General features: G+C 69.2%; 18 protein-coding genes. 10 read left to right on the forward strand and 8 right to left on the reverse strand.

Annotated features, from left to right (window positions below):
* Positions 1-23: 23 nt before the first annotated feature.
* Entirely contained in the window at positions 24-623 is a 600-nt protein-coding gene (locus TSO221_RS05845) for an RNA methyltransferase (RefSeq protein ID WP_109117542.1), read from the reverse strand.
* A gap of 76 nt (positions 624-699) precedes the next feature.
* Here TSO221_RS05845 and TSO221_RS05850 point away from each other — a divergent pair, with 76 nt between their 5' ends.
* The 4 genes from TSO221_RS05850 (at position 700) to TSO221_RS05860 (ending at position 4,408) form a co-directional block, all read left to right on the forward strand.
* On the forward strand, positions 700-1,827 hold the full coding sequence (locus TSO221_RS05850) for an asparaginase (RefSeq protein ID WP_109117543.1): 1,128 nt from the start codon (positions 700-702) through the stop codon (positions 1,825-1,827).
* Between the two features lie 318 nt (positions 1,828-2,145).
* Positions 2,146-2,397 (forward strand): hypothetical protein, encoded by a 252-nt coding sequence (locus TSO221_RS34855; protein ID WP_146208718.1) that lies wholly within the window; start codon positions 2,146-2,148, stop codon positions 2,395-2,397.
* A gap of 66 nt (positions 2,398-2,463) precedes the next feature.
* Positions 2,464-3,063, forward strand: coding sequence for a hypothetical protein (locus tag TSO221_RS34860; RefSeq protein WP_146208719.1), 600 nt, complete (start codon positions 2,464-2,466; stop codon positions 3,061-3,063).
* A gap of 91 nt (positions 3,064-3,154) precedes the next feature.
* Positions 3,155-4,408 carry a class I SAM-dependent methyltransferase gene (locus TSO221_RS05860; RefSeq protein WP_109117545.1) on the forward strand — a complete coding sequence of 418 codons (1,254 nt, stop codon included), beginning with the start codon at positions 3,155-3,157 and terminating at the stop codon, positions 4,406-4,408.
* A 190-nt stretch (positions 4,409-4,598) separates the two neighbouring features.
* On the opposite strand, the gene TSO221_RS05865 is transcribed toward TSO221_RS05860, so the two are convergent.
* On the reverse strand, positions 4,599-6,002 hold the full coding sequence (locus TSO221_RS05865) for an ammonium transporter (protein ID WP_109117546.1): 1,404 nt from the start codon (positions 6,000-6,002) through the stop codon (positions 4,599-4,601).
* Positions 6,003-6,534: 532 nt separating this feature from the next.
* Here TSO221_RS05865 and glgC point away from each other — a divergent pair.
* The 3 genes from glgC (at position 6,535) to lepA (ending at position 11,280) form a co-directional block, all read left to right on the forward strand.
* The gene (glgC, locus tag TSO221_RS05870; protein WP_109117547.1) at positions 6,535-7,818 is read left to right on the forward strand and encodes a glucose-1-phosphate adenylyltransferase; all 1,284 of its coding nucleotides are present in this window, start codon (positions 6,535-6,537) and stop codon (positions 7,816-7,818) included.
* A gap of 12 nt (positions 7,819-7,830) precedes the next feature.
* The gene (gene glgA, locus TSO221_RS05875; RefSeq protein WP_109117548.1) at positions 7,831-9,294 is read left to right on the forward strand and encodes a glycogen synthase GlgA; all 1,464 of its coding nucleotides are present in this window, start codon (positions 7,831-7,833) and stop codon (positions 9,292-9,294) included.
* Between the two features lie 183 nt (positions 9,295-9,477).
* Complete coding sequence (gene lepA / locus TSO221_RS05880; protein ID WP_109117549.1) at positions 9,478-11,280, forward strand: translation elongation factor 4; 1,803 nt, start codon at positions 9,478-9,480, stop codon at positions 11,278-11,280.
* Between the two features lie 32 nt (positions 11,281-11,312).
* On the opposite strand, the gene TSO221_RS05885 is transcribed toward lepA, so the two are convergent.
* From TSO221_RS05885 to TSO221_RS05895, 3 genes are all read right to left on the reverse strand, one after another.
* Complete coding sequence (locus TSO221_RS05885; RefSeq protein WP_109117550.1) at positions 11,313-11,636, reverse strand: helix-turn-helix transcriptional regulator; 324 nt, start codon at positions 11,634-11,636, stop codon at positions 11,313-11,315.
* Positions 11,633-11,989, reverse strand: a complete 357-nt coding sequence (locus TSO221_RS05890; protein ID WP_109117551.1) for a type II toxin-antitoxin system RelE/ParE family toxin — start codon at positions 11,987-11,989, stop codon at positions 11,633-11,635. The genes TSO221_RS05885 and TSO221_RS05890 overlap by 4 nt, the downstream gene beginning before the upstream one ends.
* A 300-nt stretch (positions 11,990-12,289) precedes the next feature.
* Positions 12,290-13,492: a GGDEF domain-containing protein gene (locus TSO221_RS05895; protein ID WP_158284002.1), complete on the reverse strand. Its 1,203-nt coding sequence runs from the start codon at positions 13,490-13,492 to the stop codon at positions 12,290-12,292.
* A gap of 179 nt (positions 13,493-13,671) precedes the next feature.
* Here TSO221_RS05895 and TSO221_RS05900 point away from each other — a divergent pair, with 179 nt between their 5' ends.
* The 3 genes from TSO221_RS05900 (at position 13,672) to TSO221_RS05910 (ending at position 17,378) form a co-directional block, all read left to right on the forward strand.
* Positions 13,672-14,541, forward strand: coding sequence for a LysR substrate-binding domain-containing protein (locus tag TSO221_RS05900; RefSeq protein WP_109117553.1), 870 nt, complete (start codon positions 13,672-13,674; stop codon positions 14,539-14,541).
* 217 nt (positions 14,542-14,758) lie between these two features.
* The gene (locus TSO221_RS05905) at positions 14,759-15,700 is read left to right on the forward strand and encodes an SH3 domain-containing protein (protein ID WP_247877927.1); all 942 of its coding nucleotides are present in this window, start codon (positions 14,759-14,761) and stop codon (positions 15,698-15,700) included.
* Positions 15,701-15,803: 103 nt separating this feature from the next.
* Entirely contained in the window at positions 15,804-17,378 is a 1,575-nt protein-coding gene (locus TSO221_RS05910; RefSeq protein ID WP_109117555.1) for a DUF3369 domain-containing protein, read from the forward strand.
* A gap of 1 nt (position 17,379) precedes the next feature.
* Here TSO221_RS05910 and TSO221_RS05915 read toward each other — a convergent pair whose 3' ends face one another.
* The 3 genes from TSO221_RS05915 to pheS form a co-directional block, all read right to left on the reverse strand.
* Positions 17,380-17,769, reverse strand: coding sequence for a response regulator (locus TSO221_RS05915; RefSeq protein ID WP_109117556.1), 390 nt, complete (start codon positions 17,767-17,769; stop codon positions 17,380-17,382).
* 270 nt (positions 17,770-18,039) lie between these two features.
* Complete coding sequence (pheT, locus tag TSO221_RS05920; protein ID WP_109117557.1) at positions 18,040-20,433, reverse strand: phenylalanine--tRNA ligase subunit beta; 2,394 nt, start codon at positions 20,431-20,433, stop codon at positions 18,040-18,042.
* 16 nt (positions 20,434-20,449) lie between these two features.
* Entirely contained in the window at positions 20,450-21,517 is a 1,068-nt protein-coding gene (gene pheS, locus TSO221_RS05925) for a phenylalanine--tRNA ligase subunit alpha (RefSeq protein WP_109117558.1), read from the reverse strand.
* Between the last annotated feature and the right edge of the window lie 41 nt (positions 21,518-21,558).

The following is a 21,558-nucleotide window of genomic DNA, read 5'->3' on the forward strand; positions in this document are numbered from 1 at the left end:
CCCGGTTGCCGCCCCTCCCCCGCTCACTCCCGCGGGATCTCCCCCCGCCCCAGCGTCGCGGCGCGGCGGCGGCGCTCGGCGCGGTTGCGCACCTTCTGGGCGCCGTGCTTGTGGACCGGCGGGCCCTCGACCGGACCGCCGGTGCGCACCGGGCGCTCGGCGAAGCGGCCCAGGCTGATCATCCGGTCGTACATCACCAGCGCGCCCGCTACGCCGACGTTCACGCAGAACTTCATCGGGATCTTGATGATGAAGTCGCAGCGCTCCTGCAGCTCCGGCGACAGGCTGCCGCGCTCCGGCCCCAGCACGTAGGCGGCGCGCAGCGGGTGGCGGAAGCTCGGCAGCTCGACGGCGTCCTCGGTCAGCTCGACGCCGACCAGCATGCAGTCCTTCGGCAGCTTCAGGTCGGCCAGCCCGTCGTAGATGTAGAAGGGCAGATGCTCCGGCGCGCCCGAGGTGTCGACATAGTGCATCTCGCGGATGTCCGGCGCCGGATCGATGGCGAAGAAGAACGACGCGCCGAAAGCGTGCGCCGAGCGGATCAGGTTTCCGACGTTGCCCGGCTTGCTGATGCGCTCGACGCCGACGGCGAAGTAGCCGCGCGGGGTGCTGGCGGTATCCATGACACGGCCTAAAGTGAGATCCGAAATTCGGGGCCGCACCTTGCACCGGACCGGCGGCGGAGGCAAGTTCTCGCCCATGAGCCACGATCACCACCACGACGGCTGCTGCGGCGGCCATGCCCATGACCATACGCCGGCCGAGGGCCGCGCCGACCTCTCCGGCCCGGCCGAGGCGCCCATCGCCGTCGAGGTGACGCGCGGCGGCATGGTGGAGTCCCGCCACCGCGCGCACGCCGTCATCGTCGACGCCGGCGGCCGGGTGCTCGCCCGCTGGGGCGACATCGACCGGCCGACCTACGCGCGCTCCGCCGTCAAGGCGCTGCAGGCGATCCCGCTTGTCGAGACCGGCGCGCTGGACGCGTTCGCCCTCGGCGACGAGGAACTGGCGCTCGCCTGCGCCTCGCACGCCGGCGAGCCGGCGCACACAGACTTGGCGGCGCGCTGGCTGGCGCGCATCGGCTGCACGGTGGACGATTACGAGTGCGGCGCCCACCTGCCCACCGACGAGCCGACGGCGCACGCCCTGCTCCGCCGCGGCGAGGCGCCCAGCGCCCTGCACAACAACTGCTCCGGCAAGCACGCCGGCTTCCTGACCACCGCGCGCCACAAGGGCGAGCCGACCAAGGGCTACGTCCGCTGGGAGCACCCGGTGCAGCAGCGCATCCTCGGCGTGCTGGAGCAGATGACCGGCCAGGACCTCTCGCGGGCCCCCTGGGGCGTGGACGGCTGCGCCATGCCGACCATCGGCATTCCGCTGGGCGCCATCGCCTACGCCATGGCGCGCATCGCCGATCCGCAGGACCTGCCCGACCGCCGGGCCGAGGCGGTGACCCGCATCCGCACCGCCTGGGGCCGGCATCCTTACCTGGTCGGCGGCCGCGGCACCTTCGACACCCGGCTGATGCAGGCGGCCGGCGGCGCGGTTCTGACCAAGATCGGCGCCGAGGGCGTCGGCTGCGCCGTGCTGCCCGAGCAGGGCGTCGGCATCGCGCTGAAGGTCGAGGACGGCGCCGAGCGCGCCCGCCACGTCGCGCTGGCGGCGCTGCTGCGCGCGGCGGACGCGCTGACCGAGGCGCAATGGGCGGCGGCCGGGTCGCTGCTGGCCGAGCCGGTGACCAACCGCAACGGGCTGCGGGTCGGCGAGGTGCGGCCGGCGGAGGGATGGCCCGCGGCATTTCCCGGGTCGTCGCCGGAGAATGGATGACCGGAGTTCACGCACTGCGGACGCCAGTGGCAAAGACAGAGCCCAATGTTGCGGTGCCGCAACATCGGCAGGAGAACCGCTGCGACAAAGGCGGCGCATTGCTGATCGTGGACTTGGGCGGCAATCCGTCGCCGCTTACGCGACGAATTGAATCACCGTTGATTTTCAGCCTCTTGAAGCGTCCCCGATTGATTGCCACATACACAAGTATATGGAAATCTATGACTCCAGACGCGAGTCATATTAAGTGTTTACCCTTGCACGGAACAGGCTGCATCCTATAAGTAGGAAGCTTGAGATTCCGAGGGGACCGCAAGCATGTCCAGAAAACCCAAGGAGGAAACCGCCTTAGCCGCATCGCCGGCCTATCGGTTTCCGTCTCACTTGGTTGATGCCGAAAGCCAGGGGCCAGCTTACGACGCCTTCCGCTCCTACCCAAAGAGCAACTCCGCCAGCGCTTTCAGTGAGCAGACTGAAGGCTACCCGGTGATGAATGAAATTTCGGACGGCTTTGCCGCCATTGCTGGAAAAGCGATCGCGAGCATGAAGAAGCCCACATCCACGAAGTAAGCATTCTGTTATGACTGCTCCGCCGCTCGGCGGAGCAGTATTTTTTTGCCAAAAAAATGGTACACTATGAATTACGTGTCTGCTGACGAAAAGGACCAGCGCGCCGACTATTTGAATGCCGTGGCGGCGCGATCCATCGAGCATACATTGCAGTTTATAACGCTGGAACTCGGCATTGATCACAGGGCGACAGCGGCCAGATGCCTGTCGGTAGACCCAGCAAAGATCAATGCCACGGTCGATTATTATTACGACGACCTCCTCCATAACTACAAGAAATACAACGGCTATTATAAAAATGAGCGCCTTTCAGGGCGAGATAAGATGGCCGCACTCACTGCCATCGCAATTCTGACATTTCAGCCTATCAGGGTGACCAATTACGACGGCACATCGGCAGCGATGGCGATGACCAACGAGAATTTCGCATTGTTCTTTGCGTCCATCGTCCTTCATGTGGATCACAGAAAAACACTGGAAAGCCAGCATGTTCCGGTAATCCTGACACGGAACATGCTGCTGAATCTCAGGGACCTCGGCATCACGGCACGGGCGCGGGCGCGGCAGCAGAATCCCATGCAATCCACCGAGTCCTTGGCGGACTGGGTGATTCAGGCCATGCAACTCTACGCCCTCGCCTACGGTAAGATCGACCTTCGTCTCTGAGCCGAGCGCGCGGCCCGGTGAACTCGCTCGCCGTGGTCGGCGATGCCCCTGATCTTGTGGTCCTGCCCACGACATCGTACAAGTCGCTCCCATGAGCACCGACGACCTGCGCGCCCAGTACGAAGCCTACCCCTACCCGGCGCGCGACCCGGCGGACGAGAGGAAGCGTCTGGTCACCGGCTCCCCCAGCCACCTGGACGAGGTCAACCACTTCGTCTTCGGCGGCCGGCTGGACTTCGCCAAGCCGCTCGACGTGCTGGTGGCCGGCGGCGGCACCGGCGACGCGACGATCATGATCGCCCAGCAGCTCGCCGACGCCGGCAATCCCGGCACCGTCACCTACATCGACCTGTCCGACGCCTCGCGCGCCATCGCCGAGGCGCGGGCCAAGGCGCGCGGCCTGACCAACCTGCGCTTCCTGCGCGGCTCGCTGCTGGAGTTGGAGGGGCCCGATCAAGAAAAGCTGGGCAGCTTCGACTACATTGACTGCTGCGGCGTGCTGCACCACCTGGACAGCCCGCCGGCCGGGCTGGCCTCGCTGGAGCGCGCGCTGAAGCCCGGCGGCGGCCTGGGCATCATGGTCTACGCGCCGCTGGGGCGCACCGGCGTCTACCCGATGCAGGCGGCGCTGCGCGCCATGACCCAGGGGATGACGCCACAGGACAAGGTGGCGCTGGCCCGCCGGCTGCTCGGCGCGCTGCCGCAGACCAACTGGCTGAACCGCAACCCGTTCCTGACCGACCACCGCACGTCGGACGCCAATCTCTACGATCTGCTGCTGCACTCCTGCGACCGCCCCTACACGGTGCCGGAGCTGGCGGAGTTGGCCGAGGGCGCCGGCCTCGCCGTCAGCGCCCTGATCGAGCCGGCGCGCTACGAGCCGTCCACCTGGGTCAAGGACCCGCGCCTCCTGAAGCGGCTGGACGGCCTGTCCTGGCTGGAGCGCGCCGCCTGGGCCGAGCAGGTCAGCGGCGGCATGACCAAGCACATCGCCTACCTCGTGCGCCCCGACACGTTGGACGGCGCGGTGGCCCGCCCGGACGGGCCGGAGGCGGTGCCGGTGCTGCGCGACCTCGACGGCCCGGCAACGGCGAAGGCGATCCCGCCCGGCGGCGTGCTGGAGGCGGAGCTGGCCGGCGCCGTGGTGCCGCTGCCGCTGCCGCGCCTCGCCGGTCCGATGCTGGCGCGCATCGACGGGCGGACGAGCCTGGGCGACCTGCACGCGGCGGTGGCCGCGGCCACCGGCGGGACGCTGCCGTGGGAGACCTTCAAGACGCAGTTCGACCAGCTGTTCGCCGCGCTGAACGGCGTGGGGAAGATGCTGCTGCGGCGGCCGACGGCCTGACGCCTTGCCCCCCCACCCCATCCCTCCCCCGCTGTCGCAGGGGAGGGAACTTCGCCGATCTGCCCCCTCCCCTGCGCAGCGGGGGAGGGATGGGGTGGGGGCAATACCCCCCCAAAAAAGAAAACCGCCGCCGGGTGGGGCCCGGCGGCGGGAGTCAGGATAGGAGGAAACGCACCAGAACAAACCGACCTTAGTGAATGGTCTCGCCGTGCAGGGCGAGGTCCAGGCCGTCGCGCTCGATGTCCTCGTCCACGCGCAGGCCGACCACCAGGTCGATGGCCTTCAGCAGGACGAAGGTGACGACCGCGCACCAGCCGATGGTCCAGGCGATGCCCTGGAGCTGGATGATCACCGCCGAGGCGTTGCCCTCGAGCAGGCCCAGCGTGGTGTCCGGGGCGTCCTTGAGGACCGAGGCGAAGGCACCCTCGACGTTGGCGACCGACATCTTGGCGAACACGCCGGTCAGCAGCGCGCCGATGAAGCCGCCGACGCCGTGCACGCCGAACGCGTCCAGCGAGTCGTCGTAGCCGAGCATGCGCTTCAGGCTGGTGGCCGACCAGAAGCAGACCACGCCGGAGACCGCGCCGATGACCAGGGCGCCCTTGCCGTCCACGAAGCCCGAGGCCGGGGTGATGGCGACCAGACCGGCGACCGCACCCGAGATGATGCCGAGCACCGACGGCTTGCCCTTGGCGATCCACTCCGCGAACACCCAGGCCAGCGCGGCGGCGCCGGTGGCGACCTGCGTGACCAGCATGGCCATGCCGGCGCGCGGGCCCGCGGTCAGGGCGGAGCCGGCGTTGAAGCCGAACCAGCCCACCCACAGCAGCGAGGCGCCGATCAGCGACAGCACCAGGTTGTGCGGCATGAAGTTCTGCTCGGGGTAGCCCTTGCGCTTGCCCAGCACCAGGGCGGCGACCAGACCGGCCACACCGGCGTTGATGTGCACCACGGTGCCGCCGGCGAAGTCGAGCACGCCCAGGCTGAACAGGAAGCCGTTCGGCTGCCACACCCAGTGCGCGATCGGCGCGTAGACGACCAGCGACCACAGCGCGGTGAAGATCAGCAGGGCCGAGAACTTCATGCGGTCCGCGAACGCGCCGGCGATCAGCGCCGGGGTGATGATCGCGAACGTCATCTGGAACATGAAGAAGACCGGCTCGGGGATGGTGTTGGTCACCGCCGCGGCCAGCCCGTCGCCGATGACGAAGGGCTTCGCCATGTCCATGCCGCCGAGCAGCAGGCGGTCGAGGCCGCCGACATAGGCGTTGCCGTTGGTGAAGGCGAGGCTGTAGCCGATCACGAACCACAGGACGGTGATCAGGCAGGTGATGGCGAAGCTCTGCATCACCGTGGCCAGCACGTTCATCTTGCGGACCATGCCGCCGTAGAACAGCGCCAGGCCGGGGATGGTCATCAGCAGGACGAGCGCCGTCGAGGTCAGCATCCAGGCGGTATCGCCGTTGCTGATGGTCGGCGCCGGGGCCGCCGCCGCGGCGGCCGCCGCGTCTTGCGCAAGGGCTTCGCCAGGCAGGCCGGCCAAGCCCAGAGTCACCGCCATGATCGGTGCAGCGAGAAGTGTCAGACGGCTCATCGAGGCTCCTCTCTCAAAAAAACGCTCCGGCCCGGTCGGTCCCTTCGTGCGTCGGGCGGGGCTCAAGCTCGCCGTTCCAACTACAAGTTCCGTGCCAACCGCTAAGCCCTGGGAATCGCTGGATTCCGCACGGCGCGCCGATTGACGGGACTCGCGGCGACTCCGGTGCCGCACCCGCGATATGCACAAATCTTGAGCAGCCTCCGATAACCATGGACTCCTTGCCGAGCCTGGAGATTCTCCATCGAAGGGAGTAGGCGGAGGGGCGGAGCATGCCCCTGTCGGCCGATCCGCCGCTTGTCTGCCGTATTTTTGTGCAGAATTCTGCCCGCGCGCCGCCCTGAAATGAGGCACTCCGCTCCGCGCCCCCGCCGGCCGGCGCCTCTGGCCCGCCGGCTGGATCTGTGGCACGGTCAAGGCCTAGGCCGGTCGGCGGAGCCCTTGACCTTCCTCCGATCGGCCGTCCTCGGACTGGCATGCCACGCGCGGCGCAGATCATAAGAAGACGAACGACGACAAAGGGGTGCATCCTATGCCCGACAAACGGGATCTGCGTCTGGCTCCGCGGCGCGCCGTGGCGCTGGTGCTGGCGGGAGGGCGCGGCAGCCGGCTGAAGCAGCTCACCGACCGGCGCGCCAAGCCGGCCGTCTATTTCGGCGGCAAGTTCCGCATCATCGACTTCGCGCTTTCCAACTGCATCAACGCGGGCTTCCGCCGCATCGGCGTGCTGACGCAGTACAAGTCGCACAGCCTGCTGCGCCACCTGCAGCGCGGCTGGGGCTTCCTGCGCGGCGAGATGAACGAGTTCGTCGATCTCCTGCCCGCGCAGCAGCGCATCGACGAGACCAGCTGGTACCAGGGCACCGCCGACGCGGTGTACCAGAACCTCGACATCATCCGCGCGCACCGGCCGGAGTACATCCTGATCCTGGCCGGCGACCACATCTACAAGATGGACTACGGCGCGCTGCTGCTCGACCACATCGCCCGCAAGGCCGACCTGACGGTGGCCTGCATCGACGTGCCGCGCGAGGAGGCCAAGGGCTTCGGCGTCATGCACATCGACGCGGACAAGCGCGTCGTCGGCTTCGTCGAGAAGCCCGCCGACCCGCCCTGCATCCCCGGCCGCCCCGACCGGTCGCTGGCCAGCATGGGCGTCTACGTCTTCAACGCCGAGTTCCTGTACGAGCAGCTGGAGCGCGACTTCAACACCCCCGGCTCGACCCGCGACTTCGGCAAGGACATCATCCCGCACCTGGTGCCGCGCGCCCGGGTGATGGCGCACGACTTCGCCGATTCGTGCATCGCCGGCACGCCGGGCGACCCGCCCTACTGGCGCGACGTCGGCACCATCGACGCGTACTGGGAGGCCAACATCGACCTCACCCGCGTCACGCCGCAGCTGAACATGTACGACCGCAACTGGCCGATCTTCACCTATCAGGAGCAGCTGCCGCCGGCGAAGTTCGTCTTCGACGACGAGGACCGCCGCGGCACCGCGGTGGACAGCGTGGTGTCGGGCGGCTGCGTCATCTCCGGCTCGGTGGTGCGGCAGTCGCTGCTGTTCTCCTCGGTGCGGGTGAACTCGTACTCCGAGCTGAACCAGTGCGTGGTTCTGCCGGAGTGCGACATCGGCCGGCGTTGCCGTCTGACCAAAGTCGTCATAGACCATGGCGTGGAGATCCCCGAGGGGCTGGTGGTCGGCGAGGATCCGGAGCTGGACGCCAGGCGCTTCCACCGCTCCGAGGGCGGCGTCTGCCTGATCACCCGCGAGATGATCGACCGCCTGCTGGCGCAGGGCGAACTCAACAGTTAAGAACGGGTCCCGATGCGAGTCCTCTTCGTCACGCCGGAATGCTTCCCGCTGGTCAAGACCGGCGGGCTCGCCGACGTCAGCGCCGCCCTGCCCGCCGCCCTCACCCGGATCGGCGTGGACGTGCGGCTCCTGCTGCCCGGTTACCCGGCGGTGCTGGACGGGTTGAGCAACGCGCACGAGGTCGGCGACCTGATCACCGACCTGCCGGGCACCGAGCGGGCGCGCCTGCTGCTCGGCCACATGCCGGACGGCACGCTGGCCTACGCGCTGGACGCGCCGGCGCTGTACGCCCGCCCCGGCAACCCGTACCTCGGCCCCGACGGCAAGGACTGGCCGGACAACGCCCAGCGCTTCGCGGCACTCTCCTGGGCGGCGGCCGGCTTCGCCGCGCACGAGTCCTACGACCCGTGGTGGCGGCCGGACGTGATCCATGGGCACGACTGGCAGACCGGGTTGATGCCGGCCTACCTGCGCGTCCGTCCCGACCGCTTCGGCGGGCCGTTCCGGCCGGGCACGGTGATGACCATCCACAACATCGCCTACCAGGGCCAGTTCAGCCCGCACCTGCTGGGCGAGGTGCAACTGCCGGCCTCCTGCTACGCCATGGACGGCGTCGAGTATTACGGCGGCCTCGGCTACCTGAAGGCCGGGTGCTGGTACGCGGATCGCCTGACCACGGTCAGCCACACCTACGCGCACGAGATCCAGACCGACGAGCAGGGCATGGGCCTGCAAGGGCTGCTGTCCTACCGCACGCACGACTTGAGCGGCATCGTCAACGGCGTCGATTACGGCATCTGGGACCCGGCCGCCGACCCGCACATCGTGGCCCGCTACAGCCCGGAGAACCCCTCGGGCAAGGCGGCGTGCAAGACCGACCTGCAGGCCGCCTTCGGCCTGGAGCCGCGCCCCGACCGGCCGCTGGCCGGCATCATCAGCCGCCTGACCTGGCACAAGGGCCTGGACATGGTGCTGGAGAACGCCGCGGCCTGGGTGGCGGCCGGCGGCCAGCTGGCGGTTCTGGGCACCGGCGAGCCGTGGATGGAGGGCGGCTTCCGCCACCTCGCCGACTGGTACCCCGGCTCGGTCGGCGTGCGCATCGGCTACGACGAGGCGCTGTCGCACCGCATTCAGGCCGGCAGCGACCTGCTGCTGGTGCCGTCCCGCTCCGAGCCGTGCGGGCTGACGCAGATGTACGCCATGAAGTACGGCACCCTGCCGCTGGTCCGCCGCACCGGCGGGCTGGCCGACACGGTGATCGACGCCACCCCGGCGGCGCTCAACGACGGCGTGGCGACCGGCTTCGCCTTCATGAACGCCACCGGCCAGGAGCTTGGCTTCGCGCTGCGCCGGGCGATGAGCATTTACCGCAAGCCCGAGCTGTGGAATGCCATGCGGACCCGGGCGATGGGCCGGGACTTCGGCTGGGAACGGCCGGCGCGGGAGTACCTGGAGCTGTACGAGGGGATCCAGTAACCCTCTCCCGCCCCGGGAGAGGGTGACGCCGAAGGCATCGGGTGAGGGTACCGTCAAGGATCCTCGGCTTTACCCTCACCCGGCCGCTGCGCGGCCCCCTCTCCCGGGGCGGGAGAGGGAAACGTTGCTTCCCCACCCCGTCCGCCCTATGTTCCGGGCGCAAATCCAGCGCTCCGGGTTCCGATGACCGACCTCTCGCACATCCGCAACTTCTCCATCATCGCGCACATCGACCACGGCAAGTCGACGCTCGCCGACCGGCTGATCCAGCAGTGCGGCGGCCTCGACGCCCGCGAGATGCGCGAGCAGGTGCTCGATTCCATGGACATCGAGCGCGAGCGCGGCATCACCATCAAGGCGCAGACCGTCCGCCTGCTCTACAAGGCGCAGGACGGCATCCAGTACACCCTCAACCTGATGGACACGCCGGGCCACGTGGACTTCGCCTACGAGGTCTCGCGCAGCCTCGCTGCGTGCGAGGGCTCGATCCTCGTGGTGGACGCCAGCCAGGGCGTCGAGGCGCAGACGCTCGCCAACGTCTACCAGGCGATCGACAACAACCACGAGATCATCCCCGTCCTCAACAAGATCGACCTGCCTGCCGCCGAGCCCGACCGCGTCAAGCAGCAGATCGAGGACGTCATCGGCCTCGACGCCTCCGACGCGGTGGAGATCTCCGCCAAGACCGGCCTGAACATCGACGCGGTGCTGGAAGCGGTCGTCACGCGCCTGCCGCCGCCGCAGGGCAATGCGGACAGCGAGCTGAAGGCGCTGCTGGTCGATTCCTGGTACGACCCGTACCTGGGCGTGGTCATCCTGGTGCGCGTGGTGGACGGCAAGCTGAAGGTCGGCCAGAAGGTCCGCTTCATGTCCACCGGCAGCGCGCACGACGTGGACCGCGTCGGCGTGTTCACGCCCAAGGCGCTGCTGACCGGCGAGCTGGGCCCCGGCGAGATGGGCTTCATCACCGCCGCCATCAAGGACATCACCCAGACCAAGGTCGGCGACACCATCACAGAGGAGCGCCGCCCGGCGCCGCAGCCGCTGGCTGGCTTCAAGCCCTCGATCCCCGTGGTGTGGTGCGGCCTGTTCCCGGTGGACGCCGCCGACTTCGAGCGCCTGCGCGATTCCTTGGGCAAGCTGAAGCTCAACGACGCCAGCTTCCATTACGAGGCCGAGACGTCGGCGGCGCTGGGCTTCGGCTTCCGCTGCGGCTTCCTCGGCCTGCTGCACCTGGAGATCATCCAGGAGCGGCTGGAGCGCGAGTTCAACCTGGACCTGATCACCACCGCGCCCTCGGTGGTCTACAAGCTGACCATGACCAACGGCAGTGTGATCGATCTGCACAACCCGGCGGACATGCCGGACGTGATGAAGATCGACCACATCGAGGAGCCGTGGATCAAGGCCACCATCATGCTGCCCGACGAGTACCTGGGCGGCGTCCTCCAGCTGTGCACCGAGCGGCGCGGCCAGCAGATCGAGCTGACCTACGCCGGTGCGCGCGCCATGCTGGTCTACCGCCTGCCGCTGAACGAGGTGGTGTTCGACTTCTACGACCGGCTGAAGTCGATCAGCCGCGGCTACGCCAGCTTCGACTACCAGATGGACGGCTACGAGGAAGGCGACCTCGTGAAGATGTCGATCCTGGTGAACGGCGAGGTGGTGGACGCGCTGTCGATGATCGTGCACCGCAGCCAGTCCGAGCGCCGCGGCCGCATGCTGTGCGAGCGCCTGAAGGAGCTGATCCCGCGCCAGCTGTTCAAGATCGCCGTGCAGGCCGCCATCGGCGGCAAGATCATCGCCCGCGAGAGCATCAGCGCCATGCGCAAGGACGTGACCGCCAAGTGCTACGGCGGCGACATCAGCCGCAAGCGCAAGCTGCTGGACAAGCAGAAGGAAGGCAAGAAGCGCATGCGCCAGTTCGGGCAGGTCGAGATCCCGCAGAGCGCCTTCATCGCGGCGCTCAAGATGGGGGATGAGTAAGGGTATCCGCTGACGCGGGCGAAGGGGCCGGTTTACGCCGCCTTGGTGTGCACCTCGCACCGCGCCGCCTCGCCGGCCGGCGGTTCGGCAAGCGTGATCTCCACGCTGCAGCCGAGCAGCATCAGCCAGCGGATCAGCCGGTCCAGCGTGATGCTGGACAGACGCCCGCTCAATGCCTTCGACACCGTCGGCTGGTCCACGCCGACAAGCTGCGCAAGCTGCTCCTGCGTCAGCCCGTGCTCACCCACGATGCGCTTCAGCTCGACGATCATCTTGGCCTTGGCCAAGGCGGTGTCCGGGTCCGGCGCGCCGATGTCGGCGAAGACGTTGCCGCTGCCTTCCGTGAAGTCGGTCATTCGCCACTCTCCCGGTCGATCTCGATGGCGCGTTTCAGGCGTTGCTCGATCACCTCAACCTCGTGCCGCGGTGTTTCGATGCCCCGGCGCGACTTCTTCTTGAACGCGTGCAGCACGTACACCGCGCTCTTGAGCCGGACGACGTAAACGCCGCGGTAGGCCGCCCCGTCCTCGTCGGTGTCGCGCAACTCCCAGACGCCGGGGCCAAGCCCCTTCCACGGCTTGGCGATGTCCGGCGTTCCGCCCAGTTCCACCTCGTACAGCGCAACGCCGAAAACGTCCTTGACGTCCTGCGGGAAGCCGCTCAGCACATCCTTGCTGTCGCCCATCCAGCGGAGCTTGCGCGGCGCCATCCCCGCCTCATGACAAATTTGCCATACCGAGGTTAAGTCAAGGGGGCACAAACCGCAACAAGCAGGGCGATCCGCCCCACGAGCCCCCACCCGCCCGCTGCGCGGGCACCCTCCCCCGCTGGGCAGGGGAGGGTTGGACGAGCCTCCCCACACGGCACCCGCGCCGCCTCGCACACCACCGCCTGCATCGCCCCGAACAGCGTCATCGCCGCCTCCCTCGTCAGGGCCCCACCCTGCCGGTTCCGGCGATCCGTTTGAAACGAATAGGTTTTATGGCCTCATCACGATCCGTGATGCGGTTCACACGGCCAGCGCCGGCTCGGTCACCATCACGCAGTTGCGGCCGCCCCGCTTGGCGCGGTAGAGCGCGGTGTCGGCGCAGGCGACCATGCTGTCGAGGTCGGGAGTCGACACGTCGATCTCCGCCACGCCGATGCTGACGCTGATCGACAGCACCGTGCCCTGGTGTTGGACTTCCATCGCCGCCACGTCGCGGCGCAGGCGTTCCGCCACGGCCGCCGCCTGCTGCCGGTTGGCGCCGGGCAGCAGGGCGCAGAACTCCTCGCCGCCGTAGCGGCCGAGCAGGTCGCCCTCGCGCAGATGGCCGGCGCAGCGGCGGGCGAAGGCCGCCAGCATGGCGTCGCCGACCGCGTGGCCGAAGGTGTCGTTGACCCGCTTGAAGTGGTCGAGGTCCATCAGCAGGATCGAAAAGGCGCTGCCCGAGCGCCGCCAGCGGGCGAACTCCTTCTCCGCCAGATCGACGAAGGCGCCGCGGTTGAACACCCCGGTCAGGCGGTCGTAGGTGGCGGAGCGGCGCAGCTCACTCTGCAAATGTTCGGTGGACACCACCGCCATGCAGATGCCCACGGTCACCAGCAGCATGTTGGCGTACAGGAAGTGCGTCGTCTGCGCGGGTCCGGTGTCGAGCACGCCGTCCCCCCCACCGACGGTCAGCAGGTAGGCAAGGCGCACCCCGTTGACCACGGCGACCAGCCCGTACAGCGCTGCCAGCACGGTGAGGGCGGACACCCAGCCGTCCCGCCTGGCGCGGAACAGCTCGGTGCTGGCCAGCCCGGCGGTGACGGTGGTGAACAGGGCATACGCGGCATAGCGCCTCGAGAAGTCCGGCTCGACCAGCAGGAAATAGAACCATGCGGCGACCAGCGCGACCAGCCCCAGCCCCCCCGGCCGCCACGGCACGCTCTTGCCGGACAGGCTGCGCGAGCCGAACAGGACGAGCAGGTGGGCGGTCCCCAGCAGCGTCACTCCCAGCGCGTTCCACGCCTGCACCGGCCCCTCGCCACGCAACGCCAGTTCGGCCAGACCGGCGGCGTAGAACATGAACGCACCCGACCAGTAGCGCAGCGCCGACAGGGAGCGGTTGATCGACCACGTCATCAGCAGCACCAGCCCGATGACCCCCGCGGTCAGCAGGGAGACGACGATGAGCGTGCGGGTGTCCAGCGGCATGGGTGTCCTGGCGGTCGGCTTCGTCGTGCGCACCGGCGGGCGTCCCGGTACGCGTACCATATGATGATATTCCCCGTCCGCGCTTTTGCGACCCATGGCGGGCGTCTTTCCGGGACGCACGGCGGATCCCCACGAAACGCGCGGTTCTCACGCCCGCCATCACGGTCCGTGATGCGGTTGCCGCCGCGCCCGCGCTCTGCTTGAATGCCGGCATGGCCGCCAACCTCGACACCGATCTGCTGCGCGCCTTCGTCGCCGTGGCCGACGCGCGCAGCTTCACCCGCGCCGCCGACGCGCTGTTCCGCACCCAGGCCGCCGTCAGCCAGCAGGTCAAGCGCCTGGAGGAGGCCGTCGGCACCCGGGTGTTCGAACGCGACACCAAGGGCGTGCGCCTCACCGGCGACGGCGAGGTGCTGCTGACCTACGCACGCCGCATGCTCACCCTCAACGACGAGGCGGTGGCGACGCTGCGGCATGGGCCGGCGCCGGCCTCCGTCCGCATCGGCACGCCGGACGACTACGCCACCATGCTGCTGCCCGACGTGCTGGCACGCTTCGCCGCGTCCTACCCCGGCATCACCGTGGAGGTGGTGTGCGACAACAGCCCCGACCTCGTCGCCGAGATCGAGAAGGGCCGCTACGACCTGGCGCTGGTCACCCGCCGCGCCGACGACCCGGCCGGCGAACGGGTGCGGGCCGAGCCGGTGCTGTGGGTCGCCCCGCCCGCCTCGGGGCCCAATGGAGGTATAGAGGCGCTGGACCCGCTGCCGCTGGCGCTGTTTCCCAAGGGCTGCGTGGTGCGCGACCTCGCGGTGGCGGCGCTGGAGGGCATGGGCCGGGCGTGGCGCGTCGCCTTCACCTCGAAAAGCGTGGTCGCCGTGCATGGCGCGGTGCTCGGCGGGCTGGGGCTGACGGCCATGGAGGCGTGCACCGTGCCGCCCGCCCTGCGCACGCTGACGCCGGCCGACGGCTTCCCGGAGCTGCCGGTGGTGGACATCGCCCTGCACCGCGCCCCCGGCGCCACCTCCGCCCCGGTGCGCACGCTGGCCGACGCCATCCACGACCTGCTGCGCGCCAGCTGAGCGCCGGCACCCCGCTCGCGACGCTGGACAAGGACACCAATCCTTGATAGGATTTTTGTCATTCAAGGCAAGCGCAAGGCGGATGGCGAACTGAACACCCCCTGCACACTGTTCCACGGTGTTCCACGATGTTCCACACGCCGCCACCCGCCCCAGCGGGTTGCCCCGAACGGGGGAAGCGGGGCAGAATGCCGCCATGAGTCGGGGGATATTGGGCATGGTGGCGGTCGGGCGTTTCTCAATCCTGTGGGTGGCGGCGCTGCTGGCACTCTTCACCGCCGGGACTGTCGGGACCGCCCGCGCCCAGAGCCCGGTCGCCATCGGCGCGCCGCTGGAAGGCCCGGTGGTGCTCAACCGCGACGTCGAGGTGCGCATCGGCCCCAACCAGGACGCCCGCATCATCATGACCATGAAGAGCGGCCGGGCGGTCAACGCGCTGGGCACGCCGCGCGGCACCACCTGGACGCAGGTCGCCATCGGCGGCCAGCCGGTCGGCTACGTGCCGGCGGACTCGCTCGACCCCGTCTACGTGCCGCGCCCGGTGCCGGTCGCCCCGCCGCCGCCCAAGGCCGAGGCCGCGGATAAGGGCGGCAAGACCGCGCCCGACCTGCCGCGGCGCGGCGTCGGCGCGCTGGTGCCGCGCGCGGCGTGGGAGGCGGCGGCGCCCGCCCCGATGGCCGGCTACGTCGTAGCCACCCGCGCAGTGCGCGCCACCGAGGTGCTGGACGCCCGCAAGCGCGTCGGCTTCACCCTCAAGAAGGGACACGTTGTCGCACTGGCCGGCATCGAGCAAGGCCGCGCCGAGCTGTCGGTGCCCGGCCGCGGCAAGGTGGTGGCCGACCTGGACGGCTTCCTCGGCGTCGCCTCGCCCTACCCGCTGCCCGGCGAGCCGGCGCTGCCCAGCGGCCCGGTCTACGCGGTGAAGCTGGGCGAGTATCTCAGCTACGCCGAAGGCCTGCGCGCCTGGGGCGAGTTCACCGGCGGCCCCGGCACCCAGTACCGCGAGCGCCCGGCCATGGTCTGGCCGGTGTTCCGCGAGGGGCGGGTGAACTGGACCATGGCGATCGGCCCCTTCTCCCGCCTGCAGATCGACACCGCGTGCAGCACGCTCGCGCAGCGCGGGCGCGATTGCTCGGTGATCGAGTTGGAAGCATTTTAACTTTTTTACGATTTGCTCCCAAAGTGTGTGGGTATGCGGCGTAGGAACGCGCCGCATGCCGTGCTAGTGTGCCCTGCAACACGGACCGGAGAGAGCCTCCGTCATGACCAGCGCCGACGACGATCTGCTGTTTTTCGATGAGCAGGACACGAAGTCCGAGCCCCCGTCGCCGACCTCGTCGCCCCGCTGGAAGATGCTGATCGTCGATGACGAGCCGGAGGTCCACTCGATCACCAAGCTCGTCCTGGCCGACTTCTCGTACAAGAGCCGCCCGGCGCAGTTCCTCTCCGCCTACTCCGCGGCCGAGGCGCGCGAGGTGCTGGCGCGCGAGGACGACATCGCCATCATCCTGCTCGACGTGGTGATGGAGACCGACGACGCCGGCCTCAAGCTGGTCCACCACATCCGCGAGGAGCTGAAGAACCGCCATGTGCGCATCATCCTGCGCACCGGCCAGCCCGGACAGGCGCCGGAGCGGGCGGTGATCCTCGACTACGACATCAACGACTACAAGGCCAAGACGCAGCTGACCGCGCAGCAGCTGTTCACCACCACGGTGGCGGCGCTGCGCTCCTACGAAGACATCATGGCGATCGAGACCAACCGGCGCGGCCTGGTCAAGATCATCGAGGCGTCGTCGTCGCTGTTCAAGGCGCGCTCGATGAAGCTGTTCGCCGCCGGCGTGCTGACGCAGCTCTCGGCCATCCTCGGCGTCGGGCCCGACGCCATCCTGTGCGTGCAGCGCGGCCGGGTGTTCGGCCGCACGGAGGACGGGCTGTACGTGCTGGCCGGCTCCGGCCGCTTCGAATCGCTGATCAACGAACCGGCGACCGAGCACATCGATCCGGGCGTGCTGGCGTCCGTGCTGGCCTGCCTGGAGAAGCGGCGGCACTCCTACGAACCGGACCACTGCACGCTCTACATCCGCACGCCGAACGACCGCGAGAACGTCGTCTACCTGCGCTCCGACCGGCCGCTGTCCGAACTGGACCGCGACCTGATCGAGCTGTTCTGCGGCAAGATCTCGGTCGGCTTCGACAACCTGTTCCTCTACGAGCAGCTGCGCCGGGCGCAGGAGGGCACGCTGGCCCTGCTCGCCAACCTCGCCGAGCGCGGCCACGGCGAGCGGGTCGAGCCGACGCTGCGCATCGCCGTGGTGGCGGAGCGCGTCGCCCGCCGCCTGCACGCCGACGGCCACCACCGCGCCCTGCTGGACGAATCGTTCCTGGAGACAGTGGGCCTCGCCTGCGTCATGCACGACGTCGGCAACGCCACGGTCGACCCGGAAATCCTCGGCAAGCCCGGCCCGCTGGAGCCCCACGAGCACGAGGCCATGCGCGCCCACACGCTGGCCGGCGGCAAGCTGCTGGAGCGTGCGACGCCGGTGGCGGAGAGCCGCACCTACCTGCATCTGGGCATGGAGATCGCCCGCTACCACCACGAGAACTGGGATGGCACCGGCTATCCGGACCGCCTGAAGGGCGACGCCATCCCGCTGGCGGCGCGCATCGCCGCGGTGGCCGACGCCTACGACGCCATGACCTCGCCCCGCCCGCACCGCCCGGCGCTCAGCCACGCGGCGGCGGTGGCGGAGATCCGGCAGGGCAGCGGCCTCCGCTTCGACCCCACCGTGGTCGACGCGTTCCTCGCCGTGGCCGACGAGGTGGCGCGGGTCTAGCTCAGCTCTTGAACAGTTCTTCCACCGCCGCGCGCAGCGCCGGCACCTGCACCGGCTTGTGCAGCAGGCGGTAGCCCGCCGCGGCGGCCTCGGCCTGACGCTCGGGGGTGGTGTCGCCGGTCAGGATGATGGCCGGCACCGGGCGGCCGACATGGCCGCGCACCAGCTCGACCACCTCCGCACCGGTGCGGTTCCCGGGCAGGAAGTGGTCGGCGAGCACCAGCCCGGGCGCTCCCGGCATGTCGGCCAGGCGGCGCGCCAGATCGTCCACGGTCAGCGCCGTGAACACCTGGAAGTCCCAGGCCTCCAGGACCATCGCCAAGCCTTCGACGATCGACGGGTCGTCATCGACGACCACGATCAGCCGGCCTTGCGCTTCCGATGCGGTCATGCCTTGTTCATCCCAACCGTTCCCAGAGCATCGCCCTTCTACGCCGATCAACCCTGTCAAAACAGGGCAAATAAAAAACCGCGGATCCGCGCAAAATACAGCCGAAACCCCACAAAAAGGCCGCGCGCAGCAACACAACACCGACGGCCACTCTTCCGCTTTATCGGAGCGGCGGCGACGTCTCAACTCGGCAAAACTGCATATGCGGGAACACAGTACGACCAATGCGGGCCACAGACGCCGGTGCAGGCCGGCGTCCGTGATCCTGCATCAGGCGCGCAAGCTGCCCCCCGTCGCCTTGGCGACCGCGGCGACGATCTTCTGGCCGATGGCCTCGATGTCCTCCTCGGTCAGCGTACGGTCGGTGGGCTGCAGGGTGACCGACACCGCCACCGACTTCCGCCCCTCGCCGACGCCGGCGCCCTGGTAGACATCGAACACGCCGACGTCCTTGATCAGCGCCTTGTCCGCACCCTTGGCGGCGCGGGCGATCTTGTCGGCCTCGACACCGGCGTCCACCACGAAGGCGAAGTCGCGCTCGACCGGCTGGAACGGCGAGAGCTGGAGCAGCGGCTTGGCCGTCCCGCCCTTCTTCTTGGGCTGCGGCACGGCATCGAGGAACACCTCGAAGCCGACCGCCGGGCCCTTCACCTTCAGCGTCTCCAGCACCGACGGGTGCAGCTCGCCGAAGCGCGCCAGCACCGTGGGGCCGAGCCGCAGGACGCCGGAGCGGCCGGGGTGATACCAGCCCGGCGCGTCGGTGGTGACCTGCAGGTTGGCGGTCGGCGCCCCGGCGGCTTCCAGGACGGCCAGCGCGTCGGCCTTGGCGTCGTAGGCGTCCACGGTGCGGGTCTTCTCCGCCCAATGGCGCGGCACCGCGTTGCCGGCGCGCACGCCGGCCGCCACGAGGTCCTGCCCCTTCGGCGTCGGGTCGCGGTAGGCCGGACCGACCTCGAACAGGCCGACGTCGGGGAAGCCGCGGTCGGCGTTGCGCCCCGCCGCCTGGATCAGGTTCGGCAGGATCGACGGCCGCATGACGTCGAGGTCGGCGCTGATCGGGTTGACCAGCCGCAGCCCCGGATCGAGATCGCCGAACAGCCCGGCCACCTCGGACGGCATGAAGGACCACGTCACCGCCTCGAACAGGCCGCGCGCCGCCAGGGTGCGCCTGGCGGTGACGGCGCGGCGCTGGCCGGCAGTCAGTGCCGGCTTCGCCACAGTGCCGTCGCGCTCCATCGGCGTCGCCGGGATGGCGTCGTAGCCGTGGACGCGCAGCACCTCCTCGACGAGGTCGGCCTCGCCGTGCACGTCGGCGCGCCAGGACGGCACCTCATAGGTGGCACGGTCGGCCTGGCTCTCCACGGTGCGGAAGCCCAGCGCCTCCAGGATGCGGTGCTGCTCGGCGACCGGCACGTCGACGCCGCCCAGACCGAGCACGCGGCCGTGGCGCAGGGTCAGCGTGCGACGCCACGCCGGTTCCTGCCCGGCGATCACCAGCTCCGACGGCTCGCCGCCGCACAGTTCGAGGATCAGGCGGGTGGCGCGCTCGGCGCCCGTCACCACGGCGGCCGGATCGACGCCGCGCTCGAAGCGGTAGCGGGCATCGCTCTCCGCGCCCAGGCGGCGGCCGGTGTGCGCGGTGCGCGTCGCGTCGAACAGCGCGGCTTCCAGGAAGACGTTCACCGTCGCCTCGGTGCAGCCGGTCTCCTCGCCGCCGACGATGCCGGCCAGCGCCTCGGCCTTGTCATGGTCGGCGACGACGGTCATCTCGCCGTCCAGCTCGTACGCCTTGCCGTTGAGCGCCTGGAGCGTTTCGCCCGGGCGGGCCATGCGCACGACGATTCCGCCGTGCACCTTGTCGGCGTCGAAGACGTGCAGCGGGCGGGCGGCGTCGAAGGTCAGGTAGTTGGTGATGTCCACCAGCGCCGAGATCGGCCGCAGCCCGATGGCCAGCAGCTTGTCCTGCAGCCACTTCGGCGACGGGCCGTTCTTCACGCCGCGGATGTACCGGCCGACGAACATCGGGCAGGCGTCGGTGCGCTCGATCTGCACGCCGAACGGGCTCTTGAAGGCGCCCTTGACCGGCTCGGCGGCGAGCGGCTTCAGCGTGCCCAGGCCGGCGGCGGCGAGGTCGCGGGCGATGCCGCGCACGCCGGCGCAGTCGGCACGGTCGGGGGTCAGGCTGATGTCGATGACCGGGTCGTTGAGCCCGGCATACTCGGCGAAGGAGGCGCCCACGGGCGCGTCCTCCGGCAGATCGATGATGCCGTTGTGCTCGTCGGAGAGCTTCAATTCGCGCTCCGAGCACATCATGCCCTGGGACTCGACGCCGCGGATCATGCCCTTCTTCAGCGTGATGTCGGAGCCGGGGATGTAGGTGCCCTCGGTGGCGAAGACGCCCTTCAGGCCGGCGCGCGCGTTGGGGGCGCCGCAGACGACCTGCACCTTCTCGGTGCCGGTGTCGACCACCAGCACGCGCAGCTTGTCGGCGTCCGGGTGCTTCTCGGCGGAGACCACGTGGGCGATGCGGAAGGCCGCCAGTTCCTTGGAACGGTCATGCACGCTTTCGACCTCGAGGCCGAGGCTGGTCAGCGTCTCGACGATGCGCTCCAGCGGGGCGTCGGTGTCGAGGTGGTCCTTCAGCCAGGACAGGGTGAACTTCATGGGTCCGGCTCCTGGATCAGCGGGTCAGGCCAGAGGCGAGCGACGGCACGTCGAGCGGCACGAAGCCGTAGTGCTTCAGCCAGCGCAGGTCGGCCTCGAAGAAGGTGCGCAGGTCGGGGATGCCGTACTTCAGCATGGCGATGCGCTCGATGCCCATGCCGAAGGCGAAGCCCTGGTAGCGCGTGGAATCGACGCCGCAGGCCTCCAGCACGTTCGGGTGCACCATGCCGCAGCCGAGGATCTCCAGCCAGTCGCCGAAGTTGCCGAGCTTGAGTTCCCCGCCCTTGCGCGAGCAGCCGATGTCCACCTCGGCCGACGGCTCGGTGAAGGGGAAGAAGCTCGGGCGGAAACGCAGCGGCAGGTCGTCCACGTCGAAGAAGGCGCGGCAGAAATCGATCAGGCAGCCCTTCAGGTGCCCCATGTTGGTCGTCTCGTCGATGACCAGCCCCTCCACCTGGTGGAACATGGGGGTGTGGGTCATGTCGTAGTCTGACCGGAAGGTGCGGCCGGGGATGATGACGCGGATCGGCGGCTTCTTGGACAGCATCGTGCGCACCTGCACCGGCGAGGTGTGCGTGCGCAGCAGCATCTTCTTGTCCCCCGCGTCGGGGAGATAGAAGGTGTCGTGCATGTCGCGCGCCGGGTGGCCGGGCGGGAAGTTCAGCGCCGTAAAATTGTGGAAGTCGTCCTCGACGTCCGGGCCATCGGCGACGGTGAAGCCCATCTCGGCGAAGATCGCCACGATCTCATCGATCGTCTGGCTGATCGGGTGGATGCGGCCCTCGACCTCCGGGCGCACCGGCAGCGTCACGTCGATGCGCTCGGCCTCCAGCCTGGCCTTCAGGTGCGCCGTGTTGAGGTCGGCCTTGCGCGCGTCGATGGCGGCGGCGATCTCGTCCTTCAGCAGGTTCAGCGCGGCGCCGCGCTCGCGGCGCTCGTCCGGCGACAGGCCGCCCAGCTCCTTCATCAGGCCGGTGACGCGGCCCTTCTTGCCCAGCGCCGCGACCCGCACCTCTTCCAGCGCGGCGAGGTCGGGCGCATCGGTGACCAGCTGCAGCAGTTCGTTCTTCAGCGCGTCCGGCATGAGTAACCCCGAGAGAAGCAAAAAGGGGAGCCGGCCCGTAG

This window comes from Azospirillum sp. TSO22-1 (assembly GCF_003116015.1).
Taxonomy (GTDB): domain Bacteria; phylum Pseudomonadota; class Alphaproteobacteria; order Azospirillales; family Azospirillaceae; genus Azospirillum.

Excerpts from the sequence above, each read along its gene's own strand:
- TSO221_RS05845 (WP_109117542.1), bottom strand. The coding sequence starts at position 623 with ATGGATACCGCCAGCACCCCGCGCGGCTACTTCGCCGTCGGCGTCGAG.
- TSO221_RS05850 (WP_109117543.1), top strand. The coding sequence starts at position 700 with ATGAGCCACGATCACCACCACGACGGCTGCTGCGGCGGCCATGCCCAT.
- TSO221_RS34855 (WP_146208718.1), top strand. The coding sequence starts at position 2,146 with ATGTCCAGAAAACCCAAGGAGGAAACCGCCTTAGCCGCATCGCCGGCC.
- TSO221_RS34860 (WP_146208719.1), top strand. The coding sequence starts at position 2,464 with ATGAATTACGTGTCTGCTGACGAAAAGGACCAGCGCGCCGACTATTTG.
- TSO221_RS05860 (WP_109117545.1), top strand. The coding sequence starts at position 3,155 with ATGAGCACCGACGACCTGCGCGCCCAGTACGAAGCCTACCCCTACCCG.
- TSO221_RS05865 (WP_109117546.1), bottom strand. The coding sequence starts at position 6,002 with ATGAGCCGTCTGACACTTCTCGCTGCACCGATCATGGCGGTGACTCTG.
- glgC (WP_109117547.1), top strand. The coding sequence starts at position 6,535 with ATGCCCGACAAACGGGATCTGCGTCTGGCTCCGCGGCGCGCCGTGGCG.
- glgA (WP_109117548.1), top strand. The coding sequence starts at position 7,831 with ATGCGAGTCCTCTTCGTCACGCCGGAATGCTTCCCGCTGGTCAAGACC.
- lepA (WP_109117549.1), top strand. The coding sequence starts at position 9,478 with ATGACCGACCTCTCGCACATCCGCAACTTCTCCATCATCGCGCACATC.
- TSO221_RS05885 (WP_109117550.1), bottom strand. The coding sequence starts at position 11,636 with ATGACCGACTTCACGGAAGGCAGCGGCAACGTCTTCGCCGACATCGGC.
- TSO221_RS05890 (WP_109117551.1), bottom strand. The coding sequence starts at position 11,989 with ATGGCGCCGCGCAAGCTCCGCTGGATGGGCGACAGCAAGGATGTGCTG.
- TSO221_RS05900 (WP_109117553.1), top strand. The coding sequence starts at position 13,672 with ATGGCCGCCAACCTCGACACCGATCTGCTGCGCGCCTTCGTCGCCGTG.
- TSO221_RS05905 (WP_247877927.1), top strand. The coding sequence starts at position 14,759 with ATGGTGGCGGTCGGGCGTTTCTCAATCCTGTGGGTGGCGGCGCTGCTG.
- TSO221_RS05910 (WP_109117555.1), top strand. The coding sequence starts at position 15,804 with ATGACCAGCGCCGACGACGATCTGCTGTTTTTCGATGAGCAGGACACG.
- TSO221_RS05915 (WP_109117556.1), bottom strand. The coding sequence starts at position 17,769 with ATGACCGCATCGGAAGCGCAAGGCCGGCTGATCGTGGTCGTCGATGAC.
- pheT (WP_109117557.1), bottom strand. The coding sequence starts at position 20,433 with ATGAAGTTCACCCTGTCCTGGCTGAAGGACCACCTCGACACCGACGCC.
- pheS (WP_109117558.1), bottom strand. The coding sequence starts at position 21,517 with ATGCCGGACGCGCTGAAGAACGAACTGCTGCAGCTGGTCACCGATGCG.